The sequence below is a fragment of the Saccharobesus litoralis genome (assembly GCF_003063625.1).
In the GTDB taxonomy this organism is placed as follows: domain Bacteria; phylum Pseudomonadota; class Gammaproteobacteria; order Enterobacterales; family Alteromonadaceae; genus Saccharobesus; species Saccharobesus litoralis.
In genome coordinates, this window is sequence record NZ_CP026604.1 from 242836 (window position 1) to 257228 (window position 14393).

Genomic DNA, 14393 nt, shown 5'->3' on the forward strand with positions numbered 1-14393 from the left:
TATGAATTTCCAAAACCTTTCGTTTCAAAACAATGTAAATTTTATTAATGGCGAATACGTTAAATCAGCAGCCGATGGCGTAATAGAAGTATTAAGCCCATCAACTGGTGAAAAAATTGGTGAGATCCCACGTGGGTGTGCAGAAGATGCACAACACGTATTGGAAGTGGCTGATGTTGCACAAAAAGCATGGGCTAAGAAAACCGCTCGTCAACGCCAAGCTATTCTTCGTGTTTTTGCACAAAAAATTCGCGAAAACAAAGACATTCTTGCGCCAATGCTAGTCGCTGAGCAAGGTAAACTGATTTCAGTTGCTGAAATGGAAGTTGACGTTACGGCTACTTTTATTGAATACGCTTGTGACCACGCGTTAACCATTGAAGGTGATATTCTTCCTTCAGATAACGAAGATGAGAAAATCTACATCCACAAAGTACCACGTGGTGTCGTTGTTGGTATTACAGCTTGGAACTTCCCTCTAGCTCTAGCGGGTCGTAAAATTGGTCCAGCATTAATTACTGGTAACTCAATTGTTCTTAAGCCAACACAAGAAACACCATTAGCAACAACTGAATTAGGTCGTATCGCCAATGAAGCTGGTCTTCCTGCTGGTGTGTTAAATGTGATCAACGGTTCTGGCTCGGTTGTCGGTCAGTCTTTATGTGAAAACCCAATCACTAAGATGATCACTATGACAGGTTCAACTGTTGCTGGTAAGAAAATTTATGAAACCAGCGCTAACTACATGACACCAGTTATGTTAGAGCTTGGCGGTAAAGCACCTATGGTTGTAATGGAAGATGCCGATATCGACCAAGCCGTTGAAGGCGCATTATGGGGCCGTTTTGCTAACTGTGGTCAGGTTTGTACTTGTGTTGAGCGTTTATATCTTCACGAAGCTATCTATGACAAGTTTATGGACAAGTTCTTACCATTAGTTGAAGGCCTTAAAGTTGGTGACCCTATGAACCCAGAAACGCAAATGGGTCCTAAGTGTAACCAACGTGAAATCGACAATATTGATCATATTGTTCAAGAAAGTATCAAGCAAGGCGCTAAAGTTGCGACTGGTGGTAAAACAGCATCAGTTGAAGGTTTTGAAGGCGGTTGCTGGTACGAGCCAACAGTATTAGTAGATGTTGCGCAAGACAATATTGCAGTACACGAAGAAACATTTGGTCCTATCTTACCTATCGTTAAGGTAAAAGATATGGATCAAGCTATCGAGTTCTGTAACGACAGCATCTATGGCTTAAGTGCTTATGTTTATTCTTCAAACTTCTTCGAAATCAATAAAGCAATCAATGATTTAGAAGTAGGTGAAGTTTACGTAAACCGTGGTATGGGTGAGCAACACCAAGGTTTCCACAATGGTTGGAAACAAAGCGGTTTCGGCGGCGAAGACGGTAAATTCGGTTTAGAGCAGTACTTAGAGAAGAAAACCGTTTACTTAAAAGAGAAGTAAAAAATTCCCTTTGATTTGCTGATATTTCCCAATATCAGCAATGATTTGTTTTGTGTGTGAGCAAAGCCATTAATTGTTAGGCAATTAATGGCTTTTTTTATGGTTAGATTTTACTGCTTTTACCATTGCTAAACTGACTTAGATTTTTGTAAAAGCAAAAAATATAAAATCGAAATTAAGGCAATACTAATACAAAGCAAAGCACCAATATTAGCGTATTGAAAACGTGAAAATTGCGCGATTAATCCCGTTCCACTGGTTCCTATCATAAGGCCAACTTTCATCGAATTGGCATAAAATGCTGAACTAAAACCTGTTCTACCTTCTAATTGCGATTGTAATAAAGTTAACCCTACGCCAGCATATAAACCATAAAACAAGGCATTAAATATTTGTAAACAGACTAGCTGCCAAATTTGCCAACTATAAAACATGCCTATATAAAAAATACCGGCAGAAACAAAAGCACAAGCCATTAATTTGGCTGGTCCTATGTGACGCGACAAACGCGCCGAAAACAACATTATCGGGATCTCTAACGCCGCGACTAAGCCCATTAATAAGCCGGGTAAATAATTTGGTAGCTTTAACTCATGCAATACATACAAAGGCATAGAGGAGCCAAACATCATATGCGCAGCAAAACCAAAACAAACAGCTATCGCGACCAAGTAAAAGCTAAGTGGTACATTTGCTTGCTGCTCTTGTTTTAACTTTGTTCTATTTTGCGTAATTTGGTTGGGCACGTAAAAGCTACAAAAGCTAATAGCCAGTACAACGCAAATTAAAGAAACTAAAAAAGATGCGGCAAAGCCACACCGGCCAACTAATGCGAACGCGATCGCCGGACCTAAAATCCATGCTAACGAAATTGAAGCACGTACTTTTGAATTAAACGCTGTTAAGTCAATATTTGCACTTTTAGCCCAATTGATAGAAATGGTTAGCATTTGTGGGATAGATGCAGCGCCTACAGACATAAACACCACACCTGCGAATAAAACCCACCAAAATGACTGGCTAATTGAAAATACAACCAGTGCTAAACCAAATGCAGTTTGCGCTAGACGATAAAGGTTTTTTGCCTTAACGCCATGATCAGCCAAATATCCAAAATATTGACTAACGACAAGGCCGGTTAAGGTCACTGCAACCGTATATACGCCAATATAAAAAGGTGCAACTTGCAGTTCATCAACTAAAAAATAGCTCATAATTGGCGTAATAAACGCTGAGCTTAGACCGGTTAATAAACTTAATACAAGAAAGGGGATTTGTGCTTTCAAAAAACTAACCAATAACGCAAAAGGCGCGAATTATATAGGGTTGGGGTTTTTAATCCACCTGGCTTTACCATTTGTGTACAGGAGTTTGTAACAGGGTTTGTAATAAATTTATTGATTACTTTTTATTAACCTTTTTTGCGCAATTAACAAAAAATAACTTTAAAACCTAAACATCATATGTATACTTAATTAATACCTATATAGCATCGAGGTGAGCTTCGGGCGTAATGGTGCGACTGTTCTCTGTATTAAGAATCAATTGCTTGGTTTTGAGTTTAAAGTAAAAGAGTAAAGTATGTTTAAAAAGCGCAATTTAATGTCATGCAAGTCGATTGGCTTGCCCTGTGTTCTTAGCTTAGCGGTATCTTTAGCCGCTTGTGGTGAAAAAAGTTCGACTGCGGCGGCAAGTAAAACTGAAGCAACGTCGCCAACCGTTAATGTTTCTTCAAGCAACTTATATGAAACAACTGCCCTTAAAAAAATTAAGTTGTTAGAAAATTTAATGGCTAGTGCTCAACAACAAAAACTCGATGTTACGCGCGAAGAAACACTCGTTTGGTTTGCCAAAGAATTTTTAAATTTTGCTAATTGGGATGAACAAAACCAAGACGCAGTAGCTTACATGTTCAATGCTTATGGCCCGTTTAAAAATGATAAAGATAAGCTGGCGGCTGAATTACCGGATTTTCAACGTAAAAAAGTTATTGAAATTTTAGATGCTGGTATTGATGAACTAAACCAAGTGATCAGCGGTGAAATTGTTCGCCCGCCAGTACGCAAGGTTGACTGGCAAAATACGGTTGCTGGCGACAATATGTTTGTGAGTAATGGTAAGCCTATTTTCTTGTATGACTATTTTTCTAAATCAGTTGGCCAGCCTTTAGGTCAACCAGATGTGTACAACGATCACTTAGGGGCTATTTACCACGGTGGTGAAAACCTATATCCAGTTGATCATGACCGCGCAATTAACTCATTCCTGCTTAATGAAGACGGTACTTGGAATGAAGCGTTAATGAAAGAAGTGACCGATATTTCAGATGATAATATTGGTTTCTTAATATATTGGAATATGGGGCTGCCTGAGTGGATTGAAAAGCAAGAGCCAGAAGCGCGTAAAGGCCGTTCTCTGTTTACAGGTTTCGATATTGATAACCCGTTAGTACGTGATGTTTGGGGTAAAATTGCTAAGCATACGGGTGAACTGACCAAAGATAAAAAAGTCAGTCGCATGGGCTACATTTTATCAAATGAGCCACATTATTATTCTGAAAAAAATGGCGACAGAAAACACTGGAGCCATCAGTTTAAAGAGATGAATGATATTTCATCTTACACTCTAAATAATTTTAGAACTTGGCTCGATAACAAATACAGTGGCGATATTGCTACGCTAAATAAAAATTGGCAAACAAGCTTTTTCAGTTTTGATAAGGTAGAAATCGACATCCCAATTGATATTTCTCATCGTGGCAAACCTATGTGGTATGACTGGAACCGTTACCACATGGATCGCACCACAAACTGGTTTACTTATTTACAAGGTGAGTTACGTAAAGGTAACCCTGACGCGCATACGTCAATCAAGATCATGCCAAATATGTTTAGCGAGAATACGCGTTCACACGGTATCGACGTCGAAGCGTTAACTGATCTAACCTCAATGATAGGTAACGATGCGCAAACGCGCGAAAAACGTAAACTTAACTTCAAAAAAGACGAAGAGTGGCAATCACATTACGGCTGGTACTGGGAAGAGCTTTCTACCTCTTACGACTTTATGGAGTCAGTATCGCCAAACAAGATCCACTTTAACTCAGAATCACACTTCTTATCAGCGTCTTGGTGGCGAGATATGGATCCTTCAGTAGAGTATGTGCACAGTGTTTATTGGTTAGCGACTATGCAAGGTATGGATGCCAACCTAGCTTGGTTCTGGGCGCGTGATCCTGACGGTTCCCCAGAAGATCGCTTAGAAGGTGAGATGAACTTCTTTGATCCCGCGTTAGCCGGTTCATTTGCCGGTTCAAACAACCAACAACCGCATATTTCTAATGCTTTCACGCAAGTTATGTACGATATGAACAGCTTGTCTGAAGAGATTGTCGCGCTACGTGAGCAACGTCGGCCAATTCGTTTGTTCTACTCAGAGACTTCGGCCATTAATAAGCCGCGTCATATGACTGAACATTTCAAAATGTACGAAAAAATCTTCTTTGATGGCTTCCCAGTTGGCTATGCGACACAGAATATTATTAACAAACAAGACAATAGTTCTTGGGATGCAATCCTTGTTTACAAAACCGAGTTTGTTACGGCTGACGAGCTAGCTGCTCTGCAATCATACTTAGACCAAGGCGGTACGGTTATTGTCGATAGTGCGTTAAGCTTAAGTAAGAACGAATACGCTCAACCTCATGCCAAAGCTTTAAAAGCTAGCAAAGGTAAACTCATTGAACTAAATGGCAAAGCAGACGAAGCGGAACTTCGAGAAGTAGCTCTAAAGGCCGCAGAATCTGGCTTACCTGATTTAGTGCTAACAGAAGATAACGGAACTAGCTATAAAGGTGTTAACTGGCGTGTTGTTAAACAAGCAGACGGCAGTTATTTAGCTAATTTAAATAACTTAGGTAAACACACTGCTAAGCTAAAACTTACGCTAAAAGATGGTAGCCAAGTATCAGCCAAAGACATGCTGACTGGCAAAGTGTTGGACAGCGAATTTGAATTAGCACCTAAAGGTGTCTTGATGCTTGAAGTTTCGGTTAAATAAGTGAGTTAAAGCTTTTAACTAGCTATTATTTACGTTACTCCTATAGATAAGAGTATCTGATAAAAGCCTAGTTACGCCAAACTTAGCAGTTTGTCGAACTAGGCTTTGGTTTATGTTGGCTATTACATAACCATCTGCTTACCCGCCTGCTTATCCCTACGATTGGCACTTAACTAAACAGTCTTGTCACTTCGCGTTTAAATCAATATTTAAAACATAGCAAAACAAAGCCTAAAACGTTAAACTGCGCGACTTTGACGCCCTTTAACTCTTTAGGTCAAGATTTGAAATTTACCAATAAAGAAGTGCTTATATTTGATTTAGACGGCACTTTAATTGATAGCGTTCCTGATTTAGCACTAAGTACTAATTTAATGCTAGAAGCGCTCGACAAACCAACTTATCCAGTTGATACCATTCGTAGTTGGGTCGGCAATGGTGCAAGTGTACTGACACAACGAGCGCTATCTGGCAGTATTGATATATCGCCTGATCTTGATCCGCTATTTGTAGAAAAAGCCCTCTCTATATTTCTCGACTTTTATAAGCAAAATGTTTGTGTAAACACCTGTGTTTATCCTAACGTTAAAACCACATTGCAAGATTTAAAAGAGTTGGGATACCGACTAGTTATTGTGACCAATAAGCCGGAGCAGTTTATTGCCCCTATTTTACAAAAATTGGGTTTGGCAAATTTATTTGAAATGCTTGTTGGCGGCGATACTTTACCTAAGCGCAAACCTGATCCCATGCAACTTGAATATGTTTGCAATAAGCTCGGTGTTAGTGCTACTGACTGCGTGATGATTGGTGACTCGAAAAACGATATTTACGCAGCGACAGCAGCCAATATGCAAAGCATAGGTTTAACTTATGGTTATAACCATGGCGAAGATATTAGCACCCAAGGCGCAAACCTAGTGTTAGACGATTTTGCTGATATTCTATCAGCCATGATATCAACCGCGGATGCCTGCTGATTTAACACTGTAATACCAGTTATATGACAAGCAAAAGCGCGCAACAACCAGACATTCGAGTCGGCATTATAGGTGGTGGTGTCGGCGGCGCAACAATCGCGTTACAGCTGAGTGCTTTAGGTGTAAAAGTCGTTTTGTTAGAAAAAGCATCAAGCTTAGTCAGTGGCCCACCTTTTTGCCATCTTCATGCGGGTGGTAATTTATATCGCGATATTTCCGACCAGCAATGTTTTGGATTGCTTAAACAGTCTATAGACACTGCAAAGCTGTATAAACAGGCCATCGACTATCGCCCAACTATTGTTGCAGTGCCTAAACGTGACAAAGGTAGTCCAAACGATGTCATTGTTCGGCTTAAAAAACTCCAACAAGAATACCAAAGACTAATTCAAGCCGATCCGCAAAACCAAGTTTTAGGCAAAGCATCGCACTATTACACCTTGTTTGAGCGCAAAGAAATTGAGCAACTCGCACAGTTACCCACGCCTGACAATCCGCAAACACCACAACAGTGGATGATTGAATTCGCTAAAAACGTTGACTTAGAGCAACTGCAATTTCCATTGGCTTTGGTGCAAGAATATGGAATTAGTACTTTTCGTTTAGCCGCAAGTGTTAGCCTTGCTTTACAAAACAGTACAAATTGTCAGGTATATACTGATACTCAAGTTACTGGTGTTAGCCAGAATGAAAATAGCAATACTAAATACAATCACAATTCCAATACCAATACCAAACACAATAATAAAGGCTGGGTAATTACCGCAGAGCATCAAGGAAAGCCGCAAACCTTTACGGTAGATTATTTAATTAACGCCTGTGGTTTTAAAACAGGCAGTATTGATGACATGCTTGGTTTAAATCGCCCTCGCATGGTGGAATTCAAAGCGGCTTATATTAGCCGTCGGCCGTCGGCTAGCAATAATTGGCCTGAGGTAGTATTTCATGGCGAGCGCGGCACGCATAACGGCATGACACAATTAACGCCATACCCTGATGGATATTTTCAAATACACGGCATGACCCCCGAAATTACTTTGTTTGAACAAGGTTTAGTGGCGTCTAAACAACATACCGCGCAGCCACAACTACCCGCTAAATTTTTAGCTAAAGTAGAACACCAATGGGATCAAAAAATAGTCAACACCAGAACTAATAAAGCCATTGAACAAGTTGCCCAATTTATACCAGCTTTCGCCAATGCCACAGTCGGCAGCAATCCTATGTATGGCGCGCAGCAAATACCGGGGCAAGATCCAACCCTACGCGTTGCTGATGTCACCTTTGATCAACACAATTATGCGCGATGTGAAATTGTTAAAGCATCTGCAGCAATATCTGCAGCGGAAACGATAGTCGAAAATTTGTGTGGTTTAGGGTTAATCGCAAACGACATGAATGCAAAACAAGTTTTTAGCCTTACTGATGCTTTAAGTGCGCAACAAATAGCAGAACAAGCTGATAAATTAGCTAAAGAAAGAGGCTATCCGCTAGCCTTGGCAAGGCGTAATAACCCAAGTGTTACGAACTCTTGTTAGTTTGCGTGCAAAAGCTAATTCGTGACAGCTTTTGTAGATTCTTCAAGCAATTGCTCTGTTATCGTCTGCGCTGACCCTACGTTATCGATACTTGCACTATTTAAAATTCGTTGTTTATACCAATCTAATTTTAAATAGGTTTCATTGTCATCTGTTGTTTGCAATCCGAGATCAGCATAGGCAAGTGATTTCACTAGGTTGGGGCTTTGACTAACAGGATCATAATTCAAATAAGCGCTTACCAGTTTCAATAAAGCTTCATTGTTACCAATAATTGCAAACTTATGCGCTAGTTGGTATTTCAAACTTATAAATTTTTGTCTTTGATTGAGAGTCTCTTCAGTTGTTAAAGCTTTTAAATTCGAAATGTTAAAGTACTCTTTTTCAGAAATCTTCCAAAACTCCAGAAAAGCTTCTCTAGAACCATATCGGGCTTCACGAATAAGTACTTCAATGTAATTTAGCTTACGTGCGTCAATGTCAATGTCAATGCAATAATCATAATCAGAAATAAGTTCGTTAATAAAAGCCTGTGGTTCATCATTAACTGCGGCTTTGTGTAGCTTTTTATCAAGTTCAATTTCGTTCTTGGCTGCTTTGGCACAACGTCTCAAATCTTTACCTGAAACGTTAAGTTTTTTGGGAGTATATTTTATCGTTTCGTCTATCGCTTTTTTTGAACTATTTTCAGAATCCTCATTATAAAATTGATTTGATTGATTGTTCTGTGTAACAAGGGATCTTTTATCTTTGAAATTAAAATCTTCGAGTAGGTAAAATATTGTGATTACAATGGCTGAGCAAATAATGAACATTGGAATGTATTGTTTTTTCACTGGGGCTACTTTTTGCGAGATTTTTAATTGAAGATACCGTATTAGTTAAGTGAGCCTATGTCACGTATGCTGCATGTTACGTAAACAAAGTCTATTCGAACAGGATTTGTTTAAAGAAACCCGATACAACACATAACTTGAGTTGATTTTTGTTTATGTCGGGTGGCGTGGCTTCGCCACTTAACCGACCTACGAAAAACGGTTGGTTGGATAAGCCTCAGGCGCCATCCAACTTTGCCAATTAATTTTGTGGCTAAACCTTCCTACAAAAAATCAATAACTTCTAATCGCCCATATCATAGTGTTAAAGCGCAAATTATCCATTTTGTGAACCAGTCCTACAGTTAAATGCAACCTTAAAAAAACATGCACAGTGTTTGCACATTTCACGAGTATTTTCATTTTTGAAGCAAAATAACTAACAAAAAGCGTTAGTTAATTTGTTGGGTTAAGGCATGTTGTTTTACTCATTCAACGAGGATGAAAAAATGAAATCTAAGTTAGAAAAGCTAGTGTATATGATGCTGCTTTTTAGCATAGGCACTGGATCGAGTTTAGCCGCTCTGTGCGAGTTTAGCTTGAACGGAGAATGGGGTAGTGGATTTAATGCTACCGTTAAAATTACCAACGATAGTCAGCAGGATATTGAAGGTTGGTCTGTTGATCTTAAATATAATGATGCAACCAAAATTAATCATATGTGGAATGCATCTTTATCTAACAGTAATGGCGTATATACCGCAACTAACGCCAATTACAATCGAGTAATAAAGCCAGGTAGTTCAGCTTCATTTGGGTTTAATAATGCTAAAGCGAATCATGGTGAGGCTGCCAGTATTCCACAATTAACGGGAATATGTGCTGCTAGTGATGGCGTTAATAAACCTGTTGCTGAGATAAGTGCTTCACAAAGCTCGGGCAGTATTCCATTTACAGTCGAGTTTGATGCCTCGCAGTCTACTAGCCCTGAAAATTCAGCGTTAAATTATTTATGGGATTTTGCTGATGGCACGCAATCAACCGATCCGCAGCCAGTAAAAACCTTTGAGCAGATAGGTGATTATCGAGTGTCTTTAGTGGTTAGCAGTGATGGCCAAACTTCTCAACCCAGTTATTTCAATATTCAAGCGGTTGCCCCACAACCCGAGACAGCGCAATGTGAATATATGATCAAAGAAGAGTGGCTTTCAGGTTTTACCGCGCAGATTAAAATAGTTAACCAAGACAGCTGGGCCATAAACGGTTGGTCTGTCGATTTACAATATACAGATGGAACCCGTATATCAGGTTCTTGGGACAGCAAACTAATTGGCAGTAACCCCTATCAGTTAGCTAACGCAAATTACAATGCCAATATCGCGCCGCAACAATATGTGACATTGGGTTTTAATGCCCAAAAAGGCACTGAAGGTGATGCACCATCTCGGCCCATATTAGGCGGTATTTGCAATAATGACTTTGTGTTTAACCAAAAACCTACGGCTGTCGCCAATGCCTCTGTTATTCAAGGGTTTGCGCCTTTATCGGTCGATTTCGACGCGAGTGGTTCAAGTGATCCCGATGGTGACGATCTGAGTTATCTATGGCAGTTCCCTAACGGCGAAACATCTGAGTTAGTCGATCCTTCTTTGGTTTTTCAAGAATCCGGTAGTTACCCAGTTCAATTGACGGTCAACGATGGTAGTTTAAGTTCTGAAACAGTCGAGCTAACTATTGAAGTTGAGCAGGCACCAATCAAATATAACTATCAACTTGATGCTGCTAAGTCCTCACTATTTTTCGTTTCTACCAAGAAAACCCATATTGTTGAAGCCCATCACTTTACTAGTCTTACTGGCTCTATCAATGAGTTTGGTCAAGCTCAGCTTAATATCGATTTAACTAGTGTTGAAACCAATATTGATAAACGAAACGAGCGCATGCGTTTATATCTGTTTGAAACCGACTTATTCCCCACAGCGGCTGTATCTTTGGATATTGATTCAAATCTTTTGCCAAATATTGAGGTTGGCAGCGCGATAGAACTTGATGTAACGCCTATTTTGGATTTACACGGTGTTCAGTTGGAATTACCAACCAAGGTCAAAGTATCCAAGTTAACTGAAACAAAACTATTGGTACAAAATTTAACCCCAATTATCTTGCAAGCGACTGATTTTGATTTAGCTGAAGGGGTTGAAACGTTAAGAGAATTAGCGGGATTACCGGTTATTAGTTTAGCTGTGCCAGTTAATTTTAATTTAGTGTTTGTAGCGCAATAGTAGGGAGCAAAGATAATGATTACGTTAAACAATCTAATATCACTTGCTTGCTATAGCAAGCGACAAAAAGGTTCCAATATTAGCGCGGCTAAAGCGTTGTTTACTTCAATATTGATGCTTGGCAGTTTCAAAACGTTTGCTGCTGTTTGCGATTTTAATGTGGTAGATGAATGGAACACTGGCTACAAAGCTGAAATTACCTTAAATGCCCAATCACAGGTTATCGATAGCTTTGCGTTAAGTTGGCAACAGAGTGATAGCCATTCGGTAGACAACTTTTGGAATGCTGAACTAAGTTGTTCGCAAGGTCAATGCGAAGCCAATTCGTTAGCGCATTTTAATGCTTTACAGATTGGTCAATCTTTTACTTTTGGTTTTATCGCCCAGAAAAATGGTATTGAGTTGAACACAATTCCCGTTGTTGAAGGCGATATTTGCAACGGTACAACTGGTAATTCGACTAACAGTTCGGCAACTCAAGAGGGTGCAACAGACTATGACGTTAATTCTTCACCAAGTGTAGCCTCAGATTGGTATTTAAATCCAGAGACATCATCACTGAGTTATATCTCGGTTAAAAAAGATCATGTAGCCGAGGTGAATCAATTTATTTCTACTGACAGTTTACAGGCGCTAAATGGCGAGATAACCGCTGCAGGCGATATTCTGTTGACGATAAATTTAAACACGGTTGAGACAAACAACGAGACCCGAAATGGTCGTTTGTTATCCATGTTATTCGAAACCGAGTTGTTACCGACCGCGTTTATTAAAGCGAGCGTTGCGCCTGAGTTACTTTCTAACCTAGAAGTCGGTGATACCATAATTCATGATTTAGACGCAGAGCTATCACTTCACGCGGTAACTCAGCCAATTAATGCGCGTGTACTAATTGCAAAGCAATCAAACACTGAAATAGCGGTTTCGACAATCCAACCTATTAACATCGACAGCAAAAGCTTTGATATGGCACTTGGTATTGAAGCGTTACGGACCGTGGCCAGCTTATCGTCAATAGGTGAAGTGGTACCTGTATACTTTCATTTGAATTTTGCTACTCAAGCGCCTACAACGGGTGAACAAATAGTGCCACCTGAAGCCGTTAGTGCACCGACTGATTTAGCCGGAACCTTTGTTGATGATGAAAATATCACCGAACTGCATTGGTCGGATAACAGTAATAACGAGACTGTATATCTGGTAAGGCGCAAACCAATAGGTGGCAATTGGGCAACCGTTGCCGAGTTAAGTGCCAACAGTACTTATTTATCGGAAGGTTTACCAGAAGCCGGCGAATTTGATTACAAAGTCATAGCCGTTCGCAATAGCTATCCGTCAGCTCCGACAAATATTGAAAGAGTAACCGTGACTGCGGGTAATCAATTGGTACGTGGTCAACAATTGTTTTCTGAGCAATGCGCGGGGTGTCATGGTAACAATGGTGAAGGCTTAGGGAGTTTTCCGGCTATTAATGTTGAGCGCGATGTTGATAATATGATCAACTATATCCGCGATAATATGCCACTAAACAGTGCGGCAAGTTGTGATCAACAATGTGCTGAAGATGTTGCGACTTTTATTCAAACCTTATGGGTAACAGAAGCGACTTGCGATATTGCCCAAACGCCAGTCGTATATGGTGCGCGCCAGTTAAAAATATTAACTAAATCTGAATACCAGAACAGTATTGCGGATTTATTAGGTGTCGATTTTGATGTGACGGATGGCCTTTCTGCCGATGTTCAAATTGGCTTGTTTAAAAACAATACCTTTGCCTCTGTATTGCCTTCGTCTTACAGCAATTACTTATTGGTTGCCGAAGAAATTGCGCAATGGGCATCGGATAATCAGTTTTCGCCGGCGCTGAATTGTCCTGAACTCAATCAAGATTGTGCTGAAGATTTAATAAATAATCTTGCGCCTAAAATATTTCGTCGCCCATTAACCAATGAAGAGCAACAAACCTATTTAGCGATAGCTGATGGCAGCCAAACTGCCGGTGATGTGACATCGGGTATGCAACTGGCACTTGAAGGTTTATTGTCTTCTCCACAGTTTTTATATCGCCATGAGTTAGGTGAAGTTAATCCAGATAATCCGAGCATTGATAACGATGCTTATGAGTTAACCTCATATGAGATGGCAACCTTCTTAGCCTATACCTACACAGGTTCAACGCCAGATGAACAATTGTTAGCGGCTGCGGCCAGAGATGAACTACGCGACGAGCAACATATTATCTTGCACGCTAATCGTTTAGCTTCCAATGCTAATAGCGTACTAAGTGAATTTGTCGGGAGTTGGTTGGGAACAGCTGATTTAGAGCGCGCGGCTAAAGATCCTCAAATCGGCACTGGCTTTGCCAATCTGGTTCCTGATATGAAACAAGAAATAAACCAAGTGTTTGCCCATATTATGCTGGATGATCAACAAAGCTTTGCGGCGTTTTATTCTGCCAATTTCACTTTTGTCAATGAGGCGCTAGCAACCCATTATGGTTTAAGTGGTGTCAGCGGAGACGAAATGCAAAAAGTTGAAACTTCACAACGCGGTGGCATTTTGGCTAATGGTGCGTTTATGGCGCGCTGGGCGGAGTCGGTTGAATCATCACCTATATTACGCTCGGTTCGGGTGCGCCGTCGTATGTTGTGCCAAGATCAACCGGATCCACCCGCTGGCACTTTTGCTGCACGCGAAGCAAAACTCGCAGAATTATCTGAGTTATTGCAAGACCCAACAACCACTAACCGTACCAAATATCATCGTTTAACCGAAGATGCGCCATGTACTAACTGTCATACCCAATATATCAACCCACTTGGCTTTGGTATGGAAGATTTCGATACGCTAGGGCGAGCCAGAACCCATGATCAGCAAGGCAATATCATAGATGCATCAGGTGAATTGTTTGCTCCGGAAAATTACAGTGATATTAGTTCTTCAATTGTGTTTAACGGCACAAAACAATTGGGCAATGTGTTATCGGGTTTATCGTCTGCGCAATCTTGTATTCCTAAACAAATGTTTCGATACGTGATGGGTTTGGGCCATGATGAAATCGACAGTGAGAATCCGCAAGGTACGCAACTTAGCGATGATGAAAAATCAGGGTATGCCTGTGCGATTGATGAACTAACCAACACCATGATGACTAATTCACCCCGTGCCATGTTCGAAAAGTTTGGTTCGCTAGATGCGGTGCGTTACAGAAAAGCATGGGCTCGCGACGAGTTGACGGATTAAGGATATCGGAG

The 14393-nt window shown here is 40.4% G+C and carries 8 protein-coding genes; 6 read left to right on the forward strand and 2 right to left on the reverse strand.

What is annotated here, in order from left to right; genetic code table 11:
- Position 1: 1 nt before the first annotated feature.
- Positions 2-1465: an aldehyde dehydrogenase gene (aldA, locus tag C2869_RS00870; RefSeq protein WP_108601159.1), complete on the forward strand. Its 1464-nt coding sequence runs from the start codon at positions 2-4 to the stop codon at positions 1463-1465.
- A 128-nt stretch (positions 1466-1593) separates the two neighbouring features.
- Here the strand turns inward: aldA and C2869_RS00875 are convergent, their stop codons facing one another.
- Positions 1594-2751, reverse strand: a complete 1158-nt coding sequence (locus tag C2869_RS00875; protein ID WP_228710729.1) for a sugar efflux transporter — start codon at positions 2749-2751, stop codon at positions 1594-1596.
- Positions 2752-3046: 295 nt separating this feature from the next.
- On the opposite strand from C2869_RS00875, the gene C2869_RS00880 reads away from it, so the two are divergent.
- From C2869_RS00880 to C2869_RS00890, 3 genes are all read left to right on the forward strand, one after another.
- The gene (locus C2869_RS00880) at positions 3047-5524 is read left to right on the forward strand and encodes a glycoside hydrolase family 42 (RefSeq protein WP_228710730.1); all 2478 of its coding nucleotides are present in this window, start codon (positions 3047-3049) and stop codon (positions 5522-5524) included.
- Positions 5525-5808: 284 nt separating this feature from the next.
- Positions 5809-6504, forward strand: a complete 696-nt coding sequence (locus C2869_RS00885; protein ID WP_108604908.1) for a phosphoglycolate phosphatase — start codon at positions 5809-5811, stop codon at positions 6502-6504.
- Positions 6505-6527: 23 nt separating this feature from the next.
- Positions 6528-8042, forward strand: a complete 1515-nt coding sequence (locus tag C2869_RS00890; protein WP_108601161.1) for an FAD-dependent oxidoreductase — start codon at positions 6528-6530, stop codon at positions 8040-8042.
- A 14-nt stretch (positions 8043-8056) separates the two neighbouring features.
- Here C2869_RS00890 and C2869_RS00895 read toward each other — a convergent pair whose 3' ends face one another.
- A complete protein-coding gene (locus C2869_RS00895; protein ID WP_159083965.1) occupies positions 8057-8878 on the reverse strand; it encodes a hypothetical protein in 822 nt (273 codons plus the stop codon).
- A 488-nt stretch (positions 8879-9366) separates the two neighbouring features.
- Here C2869_RS00895 and C2869_RS00900 point away from each other — a divergent pair, with 488 nt between their 5' ends.
- Together C2869_RS00900 and C2869_RS00905 are read left to right on the forward strand one after the other, a co-directional pair.
- Positions 9367-11139 (forward strand): cellulose binding domain-containing protein, encoded by a 1773-nt coding sequence (locus tag C2869_RS00900; protein ID WP_159083966.1) that lies wholly within the window; start codon positions 9367-9369, stop codon positions 11137-11139.
- Positions 11140-11154: 15 nt separating this feature from the next.
- Positions 11155-14382, forward strand: a complete 3228-nt coding sequence (locus C2869_RS00905; RefSeq protein WP_108601164.1) for a DUF1592 domain-containing protein — start codon at positions 11155-11157, stop codon at positions 14380-14382.
- Positions 14383-14393 lie beyond the last annotated feature (11 nt).